Below are 16,381 nucleotides of genomic sequence, written 5' to 3'. Positions count from 1 at the left end.
TCCTCATCTCCGCTGAACCGTACTCAGCGGAGGAAGGCCGCGGCGACCCCGGCGTCCACCGGGATGTGCATCCCCGTCGTGTGCGACAGCTCCCCGCCGGTGAGCACGAAGACCGCGTTGGCGACGTGCTCGGGCAGCACCTCCCGCTTGAGCAGCGTGCGCTGGGCGTAGAACTCACCGAGCTTCTCCTCCGGCACGCCGTAGACGGCGGCCCGCTTGGCACCCCAACCACCGGCGAAGATGCCGGAGCCGCGGACCACCCCGTCCGGGTTGACGCCGTTGACCCGGATGCCATGGCCGCCGAGTTCGGCGGCGAGCAGCCGGACCTGGTGGGCCTGATCGGCCTTGGCCGCACCGTAGGCCACGTTGTTCGGCCCGGCGAACAGGGAGTTCTTGCTGGAGATGTAGACGAGGTCTCCGCCCATCCCCTGCGCCAGCAGCACCCGCGCGGCCTCCCGGGAGACGAGGAAGGAGCCCTTTGCCATCACGTCGTGCTGGACGTCCCAATCGGCCTCGGTCGTCTCCAGCAGCGACTTGGACAGCGACAGCCCGGCATTGTTCACGACCAGGTCCACCCCGCCGAAGGCCAGCACCGCCTCGCGCAGGGCGGCGGCCACGGCGTCACCGTCGCTGACGTCGGCGGCGACGGCGACCGCCACGTCGGTGCTGCCGATCTCCGCGGCGACGGCGGCGGCCGCCCCCGCGTCCCGGTCGGCGACCACGACGCAGGCGCCCTCGGCGGCGAGCCGGTGGGCGATCGCCCGGCCGATGCCGGAGCCACCGCCGGTGACGAACGCGATCCGCGTGGCGAGGACCTTCGGCTTCGGCATGCGCTGGAGCTTCGCCTCCTCCAGTGCCCAGTACTCGATCCGGAACTTCTCGGCCTCGTCGATCGGCGCGTACCTCGACACCGACTCGGCGCCACGCATGACGTTGATGGCGTTGACGTAGAACTCCCCGGCGACCCGGGCGGTCTGCTTGTTGGCACCGAAGCTGAACATGCCCACACCCGGCACCAGGACGACGGCCGGGTCGGCGCCGCGCATCGGAGGGCTGTCCGGGGTGGCGTGCCGCTCGTAGTAGGCGCGGTAGTCGTCGCGGTAGGAGGCGTGCAGCTCCTTGAGACGGGCGATCACGTCGTCGAGCGGCGCGGCGGGTGGCAGGTCGAGCACCATCGGGCGGACCTTGGTGCGCAGGAAGTGGTCCGGGCAGGAGGTGCCGAGGGCAGCGAGCGCGGGGTGCCTCTCCCGCGCGACGAAGTCCAGCACCACGTCACTGTCGGTGAAGTGACCCACCTGCGGTCGATCGGTGGACGCGAGGCCACGCAGCACCGGGAACAGCGCCGCTGCCCGCCGCCGTCGTTCGTCGGCTGGCAGCGGTTCGTAGCCGCTGATGACCGGGCCGAGCGGCTCGGCCTTGCCCCGCTGGTCGAGGAACGCCCGCGCGGACCGGATGATCTCCAGCGAGTTGCGCTCGCACTCGTCGCTGGTCGTGCCCCACGCGGTGATGCCGTGCCCGCCGAGGATCACGCCGATCGCCTGCGGGTTGGCCCGCGCCACGGCGGCGATGTCCAGGCCGAGTTGGAAGCCGGGCCGCCGCCACGGGACCCACAACACCCGGTCGCCGAAGATCTCCTTGGTCAGCTCCGGCCCGTCGGCGGCCGCGGCGATCGCGATGCCGGCGTCGGGATGCAGGTGATCGACATGCGCCGCGTCGACCAGTCCGTGCATCGCGGTGTCGATCGACGGCGCCGCCCCGCCCCGACCGTGCAGGCAGTAGTCGAAGGCGGCGACCATCTCGTCCTCCCGCTCGATGCCGGGATAGACGTCGACGAGGGCACGGAGCCGGTCCAGCCGCAGCGCCGCCAGACCGGCCTGGGTGAGGGTGCCGAGGTCACCGCCAGAGCCCTTGACCCAGAGCAGCTCGACGGGGCCGCCGGTAACCGGGTCGGTGTCCTCGCCCTTCGCGGAGGTGTTGCCCCCGGCGTAGTTCGTCGTCGTCGGGTCGGCACCGAGCCGGTTGCTGCGCGCGATCAGCGCCTGAACCTCGGATTGCATCGTTCTCACGTCCCCAGTCTGCGTTCTTCGGTGTGGTCAGGCGCCCCAGCCGGCCTGCTGGCCGTCGGCGCGTTCGGCGCGGATCCTGTCGAAGTATCCGGAGCGGGCGTACGCGGCCATCGGGTCCGGGTCCAGGCCCAGGTCCGTCCGAAGCTCGGCGAGCAGCGGCCGGACGTCGGTGTTGTACGCGTCCATCAGCGCGGCGTTGGCGCCGAGCACGTCACCGGTCTGCTGCGCGGCGGCGAGCGCGTCCGGGTCGACGAGCAGCGCCTTGGCCGTCGCCTCCTGCACGTTGAGCACCGAGCGGATGATGGCCGGGATCTTCGGCTCGATGTTGTGACACTGGTCGAGCATGAAGGCGATGCCGGCCTCCGGCGCCAGCGCGTCGCCGCGGACGATCTCGTGCATGATCCGGAACAGCTGGAACGGGTCCGCGGAACCGACCATCAGGTCGTCGTCGGCGTAGAAGCGGGAGTTGAAGTCGAAGGCGCCGAGCTTCCCGGCGCGCAGCAGGATCGCCACGATGAACTCGATGTTGGTGCCCGGCGCGTGGTGCCCGGTGTCGATGACCACCTGCGCCTTCGGGCCCAGCTCCAGGCAGTGCGCGTACGCGGTGCCCCAGTCCGGCACGTCGGTGGCGTAGAAGGCCGGCTCGAACAGCTTGTACTCCAGCAGCAGCCGTTGGTTGTCGCCGAGCCGGTCGTAGGTCTCGCGCAGCGCCGTCGCGAGCCGGTCCTGCCGGGCCCGGATGTCGTCCTGGCCCGGGTAGTTGGTGCCGTCGGAGAACCAGAGCTTCAGGTCGCGGGAGCCGGTGCGGTCCATGATGTCCACGCACTCGAGCAGATGGTCGATCGCCTTGCGGCGCACACCCGGATCCGGGTTGGTGACACTGCCCAGCTTGTAGTCGTTGTCCTGGAAGACGTTGGCGTTGATCGCGCCCAGGCCGACTCCGTGGTCCCCCGCGTACGCGGCGAGGTCGGCGTAGTCGTCGACGCGGTCCCATGGGATGTGCAGGGCCACCGTCGGCGCGACGCCGGTGAGCTGGTGCACGACCGCCGCGTCGGCGATCTTCTCGTACGGATTGCGCGGCACGCCCTCCTGCGGGAACACCTTGAACCGGGTTCCGGAGTTGGCGTACGCCCAGGACGGGGTTTCGATGCGCTGGCCGCGCAGGGCTTGCTTGACCCGGTCGAGGGTCTGCGCGTCGGGCTGCGTCATGGGGTTTCTCCCGTCTTCGCGGCGAGCCGCGTCTCAGGCTCGGTGGCGAGCCGCGTGTCAGGTTTCGCGGCGAGCTGCGCCTCAAGGTTGAAGACCTCGTCCAACGGCCGCATGGCGCGGTCGGGGGCGCCGTTGTCGAGGTCGACGAAGTACGGCGCCATCTCCGCCTGCCAGCGGGCGTTGACGTCGCTTTCCTGCATGGCGGCCTGGGCCGCCGCGAAGTCGTCGGTTACCAGGTAGCCCACGAGCAGGCCGTCCTCGCGGAGGAAGAGCGAGTAGTCGTGCCAGCCGCTCTCGGCCAGGGCGGTGAGCATCTCCGGCCAGACCCGCGAGTGGCGGGCGCGGTATTCGTCCAGTCGGTCCGGGTCGACCTGGAGGGTGAAGCAGACGCGGGGCATGGTTCTCCCGTCGGCTCCCCCGGTCGGTGCGGCGCGGCGTGCGCCGGCACCGACCGGGAGGGCGGTCAGAACTGGAACTGGTCGATGTTGCTCTTGTCGAAGACGGTGGGCGGGCCGAGGATGACCACGCCGTCCTTGCCGACGGTGAACTCGCCGAGCTTGCCGGCCTTGAACTTGTCGCCCTCGGCGCCGGTGATCTGGCCGGAGGCCAGTGCCGCTCCGGCGTACGCCGCGAGGTAACCGAGGTCGGCCGGGCTCCACAGGGCGAACGCGTCGACGGTGCCGTCCTTGACGTACTGGCGCATCTGGTTCGGGGTGCCCAGCCCGGTCAGCTTGACCTTGCCCTTGTACTGCGACCCGCTGAGGTAGCGGCCGGCCGCCGCGACACCGACCGTGGTCGGGGAGATGATGCCCTTGAGGTTGGGGTACGACTGCAGCAGACCCTGGGTCTCCTGGAAGGACTTCTGGTCGTCGTCGTTGCCGTACGCCACGGTGACCAGCTTGATCTTGCTGTACTCGGGCTTCTTCAGCTCTTCCTTCATGAGCGCGATCCAGGCGTTCTGGTTGGTCGCGTTGGCGGTGGCGGAGAGGATGGCGATCTCGCCTTCGCCGCCGATCTGCTGCGAGATGAGCTTGACCTGGTTCTCGGCGATGCCCTCGGCGGTCACCTGGTTGACGAAGATCTGGCGGCACTCCGGCTTGGTGTCGGAGTCGAAGGTGACGATCTTCGCGCCGGCCGCCTTGGCCTGGTTGAGCGCCCCGCAGATCGCGTTCGGGTCGTTGGCCGAGGTGACGATCACGTCCATGCCCTGCTGGGACAGGGTGTTGATGTAGCTGACCTGGGACGAGGCGCTGGCCTCGGAGGGGCCGACCTCCTTGAACTCGCCCTTGATCTCGGTGACCGCGTCCTTGCCGCCGTTGTCCGAGACGGTGAAGTAGGGGTTGTTCAGCGCCTTCGGCAGGAAGGCGATCTTCAGCCCTTCCTTGATGGCGGCGTCGGGATTGGCGGCGCCGCTCGCCTGGTTGCCAGCGCCGGCGTCGTTGTTGGAGTTGTCCCGGGTTGTGCCGCCACAGGCTGCGGCGCTGAGCAGCAGTGCGGCGAGGGTGAGGCTGGTGGCCCCGACACGGAGGCCTCTGCGGTACGCGGACATCGTCATCCTTCCGGGGGTGGTTGGTACGCGGGGGACGTCACGAAGCGACGGGGTGCCGCTGTCGTCGACGGTGCAGCCGGGCGCGGATGTCCGCGACGGCGTTGGGCAGCACGACGGATGCGATGAGCAGGCTGCCGGTGACGATCGTCAGCGCGTTGGCGTCGACGTCGGCGAGTTGCAGCGCGTTGCGCAGGACGCCGAGGAGCAGCACGCCGGCCAGCACACCGAGCAGCGCGCCCCGACCGCCGAAGATCGAGACACCGCCGAGCAGCACGGCGGTCACCACAGTCAACTCCAGGCCGGTGGCGTTGTCGCCACGGGCGCTGGCGTACCGCAGGGTCCAGAGGATGCCGACCAGCCCGCACACCGCACCGGAGACCACGAAGAGCCAGAACTTCGTCCGGGCCACCGAGACGCCGGTGAAGGTGGCGGCCTGGTCGTTGTTGCCCATGGCGTAGAGCGCGCGACCGGCCGCGGTGGCGTGCAGGACGACCCCGAAGATCACGGCGAGCACCAGCAGCGGCACCACCACGACCGGGATCGACGTGCCGGGGATGTTGCGCACCACGGCGGCGGTCCAGTCGGCCGGGAAGTCCGCGACCGCCTGGTCGCCGAGCACGACGAAGGACAGCCCCCGGTAGAGGGCGAGCGTGCCGATGGTCACCGCCAGCGACGGCAGGCCGAAGCCGGTGACGAAGAGGCCGTTCACCGCGCCGAGCACGGCGCCCAGCAGCACCACGAGGACGCAGATCAGCTCCAGGGACAGTCCACTGGAGAGCCAGAGCTGCCCCATCAGGGTGCTGCACAGGCCGACCATGCTGGCCACCGAGAGGTCGATCTCGCCGGTGATCACGATCAGGGTCATCGGCAGCGCGATGAGCGCCAGCGGCATCAGGTCGAGCAGCAGGAACTGGGCGTTGCGGCCGGTGGCGAAGTTCTCCACGGTCAGGCTGGCGACCAGCACGGCCACCACGACGGCGGCGACGATCACCGCGTCCCAGGAGCCGAGCAGCCCGCGCAGGCTGGCGAGGCGGCCCGCGCCGGGCTCGGCCTCGGCGGTGGGCGGTGCGGCGTACAGGCTGTCATGCGCCATGCGCGCTTCTCCCTCGGAGCCGGGCCGCCACCCGCAGGGCCAGGAGCCGGTCCAGCCCGATGGCGGCGAGGATGAGTGCGCCGACCACGGCCTGCTGCCAGAACGGGTCGATGCGCAGGACGGCGAGCGAGCTGCCGATCGTGGTCAGCAGCACGGCGCCGAGCGCCGCGCCGTAGGCGCTGCCGCTGCCGCCGAAGATCGCCACTCCGCCGACCACGGCGGCGGCGACGACCTGGAGTTCCAGGCCGGTGCCGGCGGCCGCGTCGAGGGTGCCGAACCGGGCCGCGTACAGCACGCCGGCGAGCCCGGCGAGCGCGCCGTTGGCGACGAACACGGCGAACACCCGTCGACCCACCGGGATGCCGGAGAGCCGGGCGGCGGCCGGTTCGGAGCCGATCGCGTACAGCTCCCGGCCGCTGCGGTAGGAACGCAGGTAGAAGCCGACGGCGACGACGACGACCAGCGCGACGAGGAACAGCACCGGTACGCCGAGGACCGTCTGGTTGCCCAGCCGCAGGAACGACGGGGGCATGTCGGCGGCGTTGATCTGCCGGCCGGATGCCCAGTAGTAGTCGACGCCGCGGAAGGCGTAGAGGGTGCCGAGGGTGATCACCAGGGCGGGCACCCGGGCCACCGCGATCAGGCCGCCGTTGACCGCGCCGCACAGCGCGCCCAGCGCGACACCCACGACGAGCGCCACGGGCCACGGCGTACCGGGTGCGGAGAGGAACAGCGAGCCGGTGGCGAAGGCGACCAGACCCAGGATCGAGCCGACCGAGAGGTCGACGTTGCGGGTGACGATGACCAGGGTCTGGCCGACCGCCAGGATCACCAGGATCGCGCAGCCCAGCAGCAGGTCCTTGATGCTCTGCCCGCTCAGGAACCGATCATTGCGCAGGGTGGTCACCAGGACCAGCACGCCGAGCGCGATCAGCAGGCTCAGCTCGCGTACGGCGAGCAGCCGCTCGGTGAGGCCACGGCGCTGCCGACCGGGGTCGGTCGGGGCGTTCCCGGCGGCCCGTTCGGGAGCGCCGGCGTCGGTGAGGCTCATGCGGTCGCTCCTTGACCGGTGGCGGCGAACATGATGGAGGTCTCGTCCGCCTCGGCCCGGGGCAGCTCGCGGACCAGTCGTCCCTCGTGCATGACCAGGACCCGGTCGGCCATGCCGAGCACCTCGGGCAGTTCGCTGCTGATCATGAGGATCGCCAGGCCCTCGCCGGCCAGCTCCGAGAGCAGCCGGTGCACCTCGGACTTGGTGCCGACGTCGATGCCACGGGTGGGTTCGTCGATGATCAGGACCCGTGGTTCGGTGGCCAGCCACTTGGCGAGCACGACCTTCTGCTGGTTGCCTCCGGAGAGGGTGGCCACGGGCGCGCCGAGCCGGGAGGCCTTCACCTGTAGCCGCCGCGTCCACTGGCGGGCCTCGGCACGCTCCGCACCGCCGAGCAGCAGGCCCAGCCGGCTCAGTGCCCGGCGGCGGGCCAGGGTGGCGTTGCGCTCCACCGACAGCTCCATGACCAGGCCCTGCTGCCGTCGGTCCTCGGGGACCAGCGCCATGCCGGCGGCGATCGCCCGGCCCGGGTTCCCCGCCGGGACGGCCCGGCCGGCGACCAGCACGTCGCCGGTGTCGTAGCGGTCGACGCCGAAGACGGCGCGGGCGACCTCGCTGCGCCCCGCGCCGACCAGCCCGGCGAGTGCGACGATCTCCCCGCCGCGGACGGAGAACGACACGTCGGTGAAGACACCGGCGCGGGTCAGCCCGCGGACCTCGAGCAGGGTGTCCCGCAGTTCGGCGTCCTGCTTCGGGTAGAGCGAGGAGACGTCCCGGCCGACCATCCGCCGCACCACCTCGTCGACGCTCAGGTCGGCGGCGTGGTCGCTGGAGACCCAGGCGCCGTCGCGCAGCACGGTGATGCGGTGGCACAGGTCGAACACCTCGTTGAACCGGTGCGAGATGAACAGCACCGCCGCCCCACCCTCGCAGAGCGACCGGGCGACCGCGAAGAGCCGCTCGACCTCCACACCGGAAAGCGCGGCGGTGGGCTCGTCCATGACCAGGACGCGGGCGTCGAACGAGATCGCCTTGGCGATCTCGACGAGCTGCTGGTCGGCGATGGAGAGCCCACGCGCGGGGCGGGTCGGGTCGATCCGGACCCCCAGCCGCTGAAACAGTCGCTCGGCGTCGCGGTTCATCGCCGCTGTGTCGATGCGACGCAGGCCGCGCAGCGGTTGCCGGCCCATGAAGATGTTCTCCGCCACGGACAGGTCCGGGAAGAGCGTCGGCTCCTGGTAGATGACCGCGATGCCGGCGGCCCGGGCGTCGGCGGGACCGCGCAGCCGCAGCGGTTGCCCGTCCAGGGTCATCCCGCCGGAGTCCGGTGCGTGCGCGCCGGCCAGAATCTTCACCAGGGTGGACTTGCCCGCCCCGTTCTCGCCGACCAGGGCGTGGGCCTCGCCGGAGTGCAGCGCCAGGTGCACCCCGCGCAGCGCGGCGACGGCCCCGAAGGACTTCGTCACGCCGTCGAGGACCAGCAGCGGAGCGCTGTCCGTGCCTGGTGCGTCGGCGGTCATCCGATCCCCTCCTGAATCGTTTCATGAGTCGTGCATGGACCGTAGGGGCCGGCCTTCGAGAGCGTCAAGAGTTTCGCCGTGATTTCTTCCCTGTTGCTGATGCACCGTGCCTCCGCCGGCAACGGCGGCGGCCGACCGGGGCTGTTCGTCAGCTCTTCGCTTTTTACGAGCGGCATGATGTCGAGAAGCGCCGGCCGGCTCCGCTCACCAGATGAAGGGCCTCGACGGGCGCGGCCCACGACACCAGGAGACCACGATGCCGAAGTACCTGCTCCTCAAGCACTACCGCGGCGGCCCGGAGCCGCACCGTCCCGTGCCCCCGATGGACCAGTGGGCGCCCGAGGACGTGGAGGCGCACATGGCCTTCCTCCGGCACGTCAGCGAGCTGCTCGAGAAGAACGGCGAGTACGTCGACGCGCAGGCGCTCACGCCGGCACGCACCTGGGTGCGCTACGGCGGTCCGGACGCGGCGCCCGTCACCACCGATGGCCCGCTCCCCGAGACCAGCGACCTGGCTGCGGGCTGGTACATGATCGATGTCGAGTCCCACGAGCGCGCGGTCGAGCTCGCGGCGTACGTGTCCTCGGAGCCCGGTCCCGGCGGCACGCCGCTGTACGAGTGGATCGACGTCCGGGAGGTCATGTCCGGAACGCCGTCGGAGGACTGACCCGGCGTGACCGACGAACCGGTGCAACGACGGGACGAGGGCGCGTTGCGGGCCCTCGTCCCGCGGGTACTCGCGGGCCTGGTCCGCCGGGGCGAGGGCTTCGACGCCGCCGAGGACGCGCTCCAGGAGGCGCTGCTGGAGGCGCTCCGGGTCTGGCCCGAGCATCCGCCTCGCGACCCGCGCGCGTGGCTGACCACGGTCGCGACGCGGCGGCTTGTCGACGCCCACCGCAGCGCAGTCGCCCGACACCGCCGCGAGGAGACGACGTACGCGCAGCCACGGCCGGCCACCACGGAGGAGGGCGACGACACCCTCTTCCTGCTCTTCTGCTGCTGTCACCCGGACCTCGCGCCCGCGTCCCAGGTGGCGCTGACCCTGCGCGCCGTCGGCGGCCTCACCACCCGGGAGATCGCCGACGCCTTCTACGTCCCCGAGGCGACGATGGCGCAGCGGATCAGCCGCGCCAAGCGCACCCTGCGCGGGCGTCGCCTGGACCAGCCCGGCGACCTCGCCGTCGTGCTGCGCGTGCTCTACCTCGTCTACACCGCCGGCCACGCGGGCCGGGTGGACCTGGCCGGCGAGGCGATCCGGCTCGCCCGTCAGCTCACCCTGGCCACGGAGGAGCCCGAGGCGCGTGGGCTGCTCGCGCTGATGCTGCTGAACCACGCCCGGCTCCCGGCGCGGCTCGATCCCGAGGGCCGGATCGTCACGCTCGACCGGCAGGACCGCGGCCGGTGGGACACGCGCGAGATCGCCGAGGGCGTGCGCGTCCTGCAGTCGGCGCTCGCCATGCAGACCGAAGAGCGGCGCCCGGGCCGCTACCAGGTCGAGGCCGCGATCGCCGCCCTGCACGACGACGCGGCGAGCGCCGAGGAGACCGACTGGCCGCAGATCCTCGCCTGGTACGACGACCTCGTCGCGCTGACCGACGACCCCGTGCGCCAGGACCCCGCCGCGGTACTCGGCCGCGCGGTCGCGGTCGGCCATGTCCTCGGTGCCGCCGCCGGGCTGCGCGAGACGGACCGGCTGCGCGAGGTGATCGGCGAGCGGCACCGGTGGCACGCCGTGCGCGGGCACCTGCACGAGCTCGACGGCGACCTGCCCGCCGCCGCTTCGGCGTACGCAGAGGCGGCCCGCCGGGCCACGAACGTCGCCGAGCGCGACCACCTGGTCCGCCAGGCCGCCCACGCGCGAGCTTGTCCCGCCAGCGGATCGGCTCGCGGAACGTGATGTCGGACGATCGGCGGTCGGGATGAAGACGTGCGATCCGCTGCGCGGCGGCGCGGCTCGGCTGGATGAAACGTTTTAGCAGCTATACACTGCCGGGGCGACCCGGTCGAGCCGTCCCGCGCGACACGTTCGGGGATCGCCGCGACCGCGAAGCCCGCGCCGGGCGTGGGGCCGCGACCACCGTACGGAGCGTCGAGGGAGCCATGGCAACGGCGAACATCAAGGAGGTCGCCCGGCACGCCGGCGTCTCCCTCGGCACAGTGAGCAACGTGCTCAACCGGCCCGACATGGTCGCCCCGGCCACCCGCCAGCGGGTGCTCGACGCCATCACCACCCTCGGCTACGTCCGCAACGACTCCGCGCGTCAACTGCGCGCCGGGCACAGCCGCACCGTCGCCATCGTCGTGCTGGACGTGGCCAACCCGTTCTTCACCGACGTGGTCCGGGGCGCCGAACAGGTGATCGAGGAAGCCGGCGCCATGCTCGTCGTCTGCAACAGCGGCGAGGACGGCGCCCGCGAGCGCCGCCACCTGGAGCTGCTGGAGGAGCAGCGGGTCCGTGGTGTGCTCATCACCCCCGTCGACCACGGCCCCCAACCCAACCTGGACAGGCTCATCGACCGGGGCATCCCGGTGGTGCTGGTGGACCGGGGCACCGGCCGGGTGAACCGGTGCTCGGTGGCGGTCGACGACGTCCTCGGCGGCCGGCTCGCCATGGACCACCTGCTGGACCAGGGCCACCACCGCATCGCCTACCTCGGCGGCCCGCTCTCCATCGCCCAGGTCGCCGACCGGCACGCCGGCGCCGCCGCAGCCCTGGAGGAACGGGGCAGCGACGCCGAGCTCCGGGTGGCGGTGACCATTAGCCTGACCGTCGCCGCCGGCCGGCGCGCCGCCGAGGAGCTGCTGACGCTGCCGGCCCGGCAGCGCCCCACCGCCGTCTTCTGCGCCAACGACCTGATCGCCCTCGGCGTACTCCAGGAGCTGACCGCGCGCGGCCTGCGGGTGCCGGCCGACGTGGCAATCGTCGGGTACGACGACATCGAGTTCGCCGACGCGGCCGCGGTGCCGCTGTCGTCGGTGCGCCAGCCCCGTGACCAGCTCGGCCGTACCGCCGCGCAGCTGCTGCTGGAGGAGGCCGAGGCCGGCGACAGGCACCAGCACCGGCACGTGGTGTTCCAGCCGGAGCTGGTCGTCCGCCGCTCCAGCGACCAACCCCGGCGCACCCGGCGCTGACGACGGCCGCTCCTCGACGACGAGGAGCCGGGCGGTTGCCCGCCCGGCTCCTTGTCAACGCGCGCCTGGGTCAGCCCGCCGGGACGGCCGTGGCCCAGACGTCGGCGATCGACGGGTCGTAGCCGACACCGGTGTCCCGGAACCGCACCCGCACGGCCCCGTCGCCGGTGGCCTCCGGCAGGTCGACGACGAACTGGTAGCTGACCGTGCCAGCCCCGCCCACCGTGCGCTGCCACGAGCGGGTGTGCGCCACCACCCCGTCCACCACCACCTCGTAGTCCTTCAACTGCGGCCCGTCGTACGTCTCGATCGCCCGCAGCACGAACGGCTCGCCGGGCCGGACGGCGAGGTCGAACTCGAACCAGCCGCCGGGACGGGTCGTGTCGGTGTACCGGCGGGTCAGCCCGGCCTCGCTGCTGGTGGCCGAGTAGGTCGAGGCCGCGAGACGGTGCGCCTGCTCGGACGTCGCGTCACCGAGGTCGACGTGGTCGTACGCACCCGGCGGCGGGTTGTCGAACCGGACCGGCACCGTGAGGGCACGCCGTTCGGCCGCCGTGGCGCCGGTGGCCACCGTGACCTCCACCGGCCCCTGCGTCACCGACACCGGCGCGGTGAGGACGGTCGACACGGTGGTCTCCGCGCCCGGGGCGAGGTCGTAACCAGCGCTGGCCGGTGCCACCCGCCAGCCGTCCGGCGCGGTGACGGCGAGCTGCCCCGTCACCCGCACGCCGGCCCGGTTGCGCAGCACCGTGCCGACCGTCGTCGCCGCGCCCGGCGTGACGTCGGCCGGGACCGGGGCCGCCGACACGATCTGCACCGCTGGCGCGACAACGATCGTTCCCGCGACGGGCAGGGTGGCCGTGCCGCCCCGGTGGCGGTAGCTGGCTGAGCCGTCGACGGACCAGGTCGCCGGTGCCTGACCGGCGGGGATCCGCAGGTCGTAGCGGTGGCTGACGGTGCCGCCCGGCGCGACCGTGGTGGCCCGCTTGCCGACCGGGGTCACCGTCCAGCCGTCGGGCACCCGCAGGTCGGAGGTCACCCCGGTCAGCGGGTCCCGCCCGCCGTTGGCCACCGCGACGGTGGCGCGTACGACCTCGCCGGGCAGCCGCTCCCCCACCGGCAGGTCGAGCTTGACCACGGCGCCGATCAGGCTCGACGACGCCGCGGAGAGCCGCTGGTCGACCCGGGTGAGCAGCACGGTGAACCGGTCGGCGTGGGCCTGGTCGAGGCGACCCGCCGCGACCTGGGTCCGCAGCCACCGGGCCGTGTCGGCGGCGGTCGCCAGGGCCCGGTGCACGTCCCCGGCGGCGGAACGGGAGTTGCCCGCCAGGTACGCCGTCCGCGCCGCCGTCGTCTCGGCGGACAGTCGGCCGAACCGGCCCCGCAGGTACTCGGCCGTCGGTCGACCCAGCTCACCGGCGAGCTGGTCGGTGAGTGTCACCAGCTCCCGTGCCGTGTCGTTGGCGTCGCCCAGGTCGCCGAGCACCCGGTCGATGGCGAAGGAGTAGCTGCCGGACCCGATCTCGTAGACGGCGACCGTGCCGTCCATCCGGACGAACCGCACACCGTCGGCCCGCTCAGCCGGTCGGCCGCCCTCGGTGACCGCGTTCCGCCCGGGTGCCGGCAGGCGTACCGTCGCCGTGGTGTTCGCCGGCAGGGTGAGGCGCAGCCGCATGTCCCCGCGCTCGTCGAGGGCCCAGTCGCTGCCGATCGACCCGTACGCCGAGCGGTACGTCGCCTTGGCCGAGGTGAGGTCACCACCCGGCTGGGGGGCGAACGTGAGGTGCGAGTACCCGGGGTTGCCGGCGTCGGGGGCGATGCCGGCCACGGTCCGGTACATCCAGTCGCCCACCGCGCCGTACGCGTAGTGGTTGAAGGAGTTCATCCCCACGTCGCCGAAGCTGCCGTCGGGTTTGATCGAGTCCCAGCGCTCCCAGATCGTGGTCGCGCCCTTGGCGATCTCGTAACCCCACGACGGGTAGGTGTCGTTGAGCAGCAGCCGGTACGCGACGTCCAGGTGCCCGGTGTCGCTGAGCGCCGGCAGCAGGTCAGGGGTGCCGAGGAAGCCGGTGGAGAGGTGCCAGTCGTGCCGTTGCACGTTGGCGACCAGCCGGTCGGCGGCCTTGGCCCGCACCGGGTCCGGCAGGAGGCCCATGCCGATGGCCAGTACGTACCCGGTCTGGCTGTCGCCCTGCACCGTGCCGTCGGCCGAGACGTACTCATCGACGAATGCCTGCGCGATGTCCTTGGACAACGCCGTGTACCGGGCGGCGTCGGCGTCCTTGCCGAGGGCGCCGGCCATCTGGGCCAACAGCCGGATGCTGTAGGCGTAGTAGGCGGTGCCGACGACACCGGCGGGCGTCGGGTCGTCGAGGTTGAGCCAGTCGAGGTACGGGCCGGCGTTGGTGCGCAGGTTGCCCGAGCTGGTGCTCTCCAGCCAGGACGCGTACCGCACCATCGACGCGTAGTGGTCCTCGACCACCCGGGTGTCGCCGTAGCGCTGCCAGAGCGCGTGCGGCACGGTGATCCCGGCGTCGGCCCATCCGGTCGCGCCGTCCCCGCAGCAGGCGCGGGGGGCGACGTCGGGGTAGGCGCCGTTGGCCGACTGTGCGTCCCGCAGGTCCTGCAACCACTTGGTGAGGAACGTCAGGCTGTCCATGTTGAACGTCGCGGTGTTGGCGAAGACGTTGATGTCTCCGGTCCAGCCGAGCCGCTCATCCCGGGCCGGAGTGTCGGTGGGGATGGACAGGAAGTTGCCGCGCTGTCCCCAGGTGATGTTGCTGTGCAGCTTGTTCACCATGGCGTTGGAGGTCTCGAACTCGCTGGTGAGCTCCCCGTCGGTGTGCATGACCAGGCCGGTCACCGACGACAGGTCGGGGGTGCCCGGATAGCCGGTCAGCTCGACGTAGCGGAAGCCGTGGAAGGTGAAGGTGGGCTCGTAGACCTCCGCCCCACCGCCGCGCAGCGTGTAGTGGTCGGTGGCCCGGGCCGAACGCAGGTTGGCCGTGTAGGCGGTGCCGTCCGGGTTGAGCACCTCGGCGTGCCGGATGCGGACCGTGGCGCCGGCCGCGCCGTCGACCTTCAGCCGGACCTTGCCCACCATGTTCTGGCCGAGGTCGAAGATCCAGGTGCCGGGGGTGGGCTGGGTCAGCGCCCGGGCCGGCAGCTCCTGGGTGACCCGCACCGGCGGGTCGACCTGGGCGACGATCCGGTCGGTGGCGTCGACGTCGTCGACGGTGGCGGGCGACCAGGAGGAGTCGTCGAACCCGGGACGGTCCCAGCCGGCCGGCAGCAGCCGCGCGTCGTAGGTCTCACCGTGGATCAGGTCGCTCTGCACGAACGGCCCGGCCGTGGCACGCCACGAACCGTCGGTGCCGATCGTCGCGCTGCGCCCGTCGGTGTAGTCGATCAGCAGTTGCGCGCTCAGGTGCGGCCGGGAGCCGTAGATGCCGCTGCCGAACCAGGCGATGCTGCCGGCGTACCAGCCGTCGCCGAGCAACGCGCCGAGAGCGTTGTCGCCCGAGCGGAGCTGACCGGTCACGTCGTACGTCTGGTACTGCACCCGCTTGGCGTAGTCGGTCCATCCGGGCGCCAGTTCGTGGTCGCCGACCCGCTGACCGTTGAGCGACAACTGGTAGACACCGAACGCGGTGGCGTAGATCCGGGCCCGGGCGACCTTGCCGTCGACCCGGAAGCCCCGACGCAGCAGCGGATTCGCGTCCAACGCGGTGAGCATGGCCTCGGTGTCGCCGCTGACCCGCAGGCCGCCCGCGGTGGCCGTGCCCGCCCCGAACGGGTTCGCGCCGTCGGTGAGCGGCGCCGCGAAGAGGGTCTCGCTGCCGCTGGTCACCGAGAAGTCGGAGAACACGCCGGTCTCCAACCCGTTGGTACGCAGGCCGACCGAGCCCGCCCGGTGCGCGGTGCTCTGGGTGACGTCGACCTGGGTGCCGTCGACCCAGGTGGTGATGGTGTCACCGGCCGCGGTGATGCGCAGGGTGTGCGGTGCGGTGAGCTTGTCGGCCGGTACGACCCCGCCGAGCGGCACCTCCTTGAGCAGGGTCCAGGCGCCGTTGACCCGTACGTGCGGGCGCAGTTTGGCACTGCCGCCGGTGCTGGAGAACTGCCACATGTACGCGTTCGCCGGGCCGCTGGCACGCAGGTAGATCCCGGCCGCGTCGCGTTCCAGCCGTACCGTCGTCTGCACCGTGTAGTCGGTCCACGACTCGGTGGGCGACGGCATTCCGATCCAGTCGGCCTGCCAGCCGTCGCCACCCCGTACGCCGGTCTCCCAGGACGCTGGCGCGCTCCACCCGGAGGCGCGGCCGGCGGCGTCCCAGACCCGGACCTGCCAGGCGTACCGGGTCCGTGGTCGTAGCTGCGGGCCGGCGTACGGGACGAGGGTGCTTTCCCGCGACCGGACCCGGCCACTGTCCCAGACGTCGGCGTCAGCCAGCCGGCCCGGGCTGGTGGCGACCCGCACCTGGTACGACTCCTGGACCACGCCCCGGGTGGTGGCTTCGATCCGCCAGCCGAGGCGGGGCTTCGCCACGTCCAGCCCGATCGGATCGGTGGCCCGTTCCGTGGTCAGGCCGGTCGCCGTCAGCGTTGGGGCCGCTGGCTTGGCGGCGGCTGGGCCCGGCACCACCATCGGTGTCAGGCCGAGCAGTAGCACGAGAAGCGAGGAGAGTGCGGCGCGGCGCCGCGTCGTGCGCATCATTCCAGTCCTCATCCTTTGGTGGTGGTGTGGTGGCTGGGCCGATG

11 protein-coding genes are annotated in these 16,381 nt (G+C 72.0%); 3 read left to right on the top strand and 8 right to left on the bottom strand.

Annotated elements, in window-relative coordinates; all coding sequences use genetic code 11:
- Positions 1-23 precede the first annotated feature (23 nt).
- The 7 genes from ABZV00_RS26600 to ABZV00_RS26570 form a co-directional block, all read right to left on the bottom strand.
- Positions 24-2,057: a bifunctional aldolase/short-chain dehydrogenase gene (locus ABZV00_RS26600; RefSeq protein ID WP_355610743.1), complete on the bottom strand. Its 2,034-nt coding sequence runs from the start codon at positions 2,055-2,057 to the stop codon at positions 24-26.
- 36 nt (positions 2,058-2,093) lie between these two features.
- Positions 2,094-3,275 (bottom strand): L-rhamnose isomerase, encoded by a 1,182-nt coding sequence (rhaI, locus tag ABZV00_RS26595; protein WP_355610680.1) that lies wholly within the window; start codon positions 3,273-3,275, stop codon positions 2,094-2,096.
- Positions 3,272-3,673, bottom strand: a complete 402-nt coding sequence (locus ABZV00_RS26590; protein ID WP_355610677.1) for an L-rhamnose mutarotase — start codon at positions 3,671-3,673, stop codon at positions 3,272-3,274. The genes rhaI and ABZV00_RS26590 overlap by 4 nt, the downstream gene beginning before the upstream one ends.
- A 65-nt stretch (positions 3,674-3,738) precedes the next feature.
- Positions 3,739-4,824: a rhamnose ABC transporter substrate-binding protein gene (rhaS, locus tag ABZV00_RS26585; protein ID WP_355610674.1), complete on the bottom strand. Its 1,086-nt coding sequence runs from the start codon at positions 4,822-4,824 to the stop codon at positions 3,739-3,741.
- A gap of 37 nt (positions 4,825-4,861) precedes the next feature.
- A complete protein-coding gene (locus ABZV00_RS26580) occupies positions 4,862-5,917 on the bottom strand; it encodes an ABC transporter permease (protein WP_355610671.1) in 1,056 nt (351 codons plus the stop codon).
- Entirely contained in the window at positions 5,907-6,968 is a 1,062-nt protein-coding gene (locus ABZV00_RS26575) for an ABC transporter permease (protein WP_328415601.1), read from the bottom strand. The genes ABZV00_RS26580 and ABZV00_RS26575 overlap by 11 nt, the downstream gene beginning before the upstream one ends.
- Positions 6,965-8,488 carry a sugar ABC transporter ATP-binding protein gene (locus ABZV00_RS26570; RefSeq protein ID WP_355610668.1) on the bottom strand — a complete coding sequence of 508 codons (1,524 nt, stop codon included), beginning with the start codon at positions 8,486-8,488 and terminating at the stop codon, positions 6,965-6,967. The genes ABZV00_RS26575 and ABZV00_RS26570 overlap by 4 nt, the downstream gene beginning before the upstream one ends.
- 256 nt (positions 8,489-8,744) lie before the next feature.
- Here ABZV00_RS26570 and ABZV00_RS26565 point away from each other — a divergent pair, with 256 nt between their 5' ends.
- From ABZV00_RS26565 to ABZV00_RS26555, 3 genes are all read left to right on the top strand, one after another.
- The gene (locus ABZV00_RS26565) at positions 8,745-9,155 is read left to right on the top strand and encodes a hypothetical protein (RefSeq protein WP_355610740.1); all 411 of its coding nucleotides are present in this window, start codon (positions 8,745-8,747) and stop codon (positions 9,153-9,155) included.
- Positions 9,156-9,161: 6 nt separating this feature from the next.
- Positions 9,162-10,385: a sigma-70 family RNA polymerase sigma factor gene (locus ABZV00_RS26560; RefSeq protein WP_355610665.1), complete on the top strand. Its 1,224-nt coding sequence runs from the start codon at positions 9,162-9,164 to the stop codon at positions 10,383-10,385.
- Positions 10,386-10,588: 203 nt separating this feature from the next.
- Entirely contained in the window at positions 10,589-11,620 is a 1,032-nt protein-coding gene (locus ABZV00_RS26555; protein ID WP_355610662.1) for a LacI family DNA-binding transcriptional regulator, read from the top strand.
- A gap of 70 nt (positions 11,621-11,690) precedes the next feature.
- On the opposite strand, the gene ABZV00_RS26550 is transcribed toward ABZV00_RS26555, so the two are convergent.
- Positions 11,691-16,337: a family 78 glycoside hydrolase catalytic domain gene (locus tag ABZV00_RS26550; RefSeq protein WP_355610659.1), complete on the bottom strand. Its 4,647-nt coding sequence runs from the start codon at positions 16,335-16,337 to the stop codon at positions 11,691-11,693.
- Positions 16,338-16,381: the final 44 nt, after the last annotated feature.

The organism is Micromonospora sp. NPDC005173 (assembly GCF_040608515.1).
Taxonomy (GTDB): Bacteria; Actinomycetota; Actinomycetes; order Mycobacteriales; family Micromonosporaceae; genus Micromonospora.
This window is presented reverse-complemented; position numbering and strand designations above follow the sequence as displayed.

What these genes read in the sequence shown, in the direction of transcription:
- ABZV00_RS26600 (WP_355610743.1), bottom strand. Translation starts at nt 2,057, where the DNA reads ATGCAATCCGAGGTTCAGGCGCTGATCGCGCGCAGCAACCGGCTCGGT.
- rhaI (WP_355610680.1), bottom strand. Translation starts at nt 3,275, where the DNA reads ATGACGCAGCCCGACGCGCAGACCCTCGACCGGGTCAAGCAAGCCCTG.
- ABZV00_RS26590 (WP_355610677.1), bottom strand. Translation starts at nt 3,673, where the DNA reads ATGCCCCGCGTCTGCTTCACCCTCCAGGTCGACCCGGACCGACTGGAC.
- rhaS (WP_355610674.1), bottom strand. Translation starts at nt 4,824, where the DNA reads ATGTCCGCGTACCGCAGAGGCCTCCGTGTCGGGGCCACCAGCCTCACC.
- ABZV00_RS26580 (WP_355610671.1), bottom strand. Translation starts at nt 5,917, where the DNA reads ATGGCGCATGACAGCCTGTACGCCGCACCGCCCACCGCCGAGGCCGAG.
- ABZV00_RS26575 (WP_328415601.1), bottom strand. Translation starts at nt 6,968, where the DNA reads ATGAGCCTCACCGACGCCGGCGCTCCCGAACGGGCCGCCGGGAACGCC.
- ABZV00_RS26570 (WP_355610668.1), bottom strand. Translation starts at nt 8,488, where the DNA reads ATGACCGCCGACGCACCAGGCACGGACAGCGCTCCGCTGCTGGTCCTC.
- ABZV00_RS26565 (WP_355610740.1), top strand. Translation starts at nt 8,745, where the DNA reads ATGCCGAAGTACCTGCTCCTCAAGCACTACCGCGGCGGCCCGGAGCCG.
- ABZV00_RS26555 (WP_355610662.1), top strand. Translation starts at nt 10,589, where the DNA reads ATGGCAACGGCGAACATCAAGGAGGTCGCCCGGCACGCCGGCGTCTCC.
- ABZV00_RS26550 (WP_355610659.1), bottom strand. Translation starts at nt 16,337, where the DNA reads ATGATGCGCACGACGCGGCGCCGCGCCGCACTCTCCTCGCTTCTCGTG.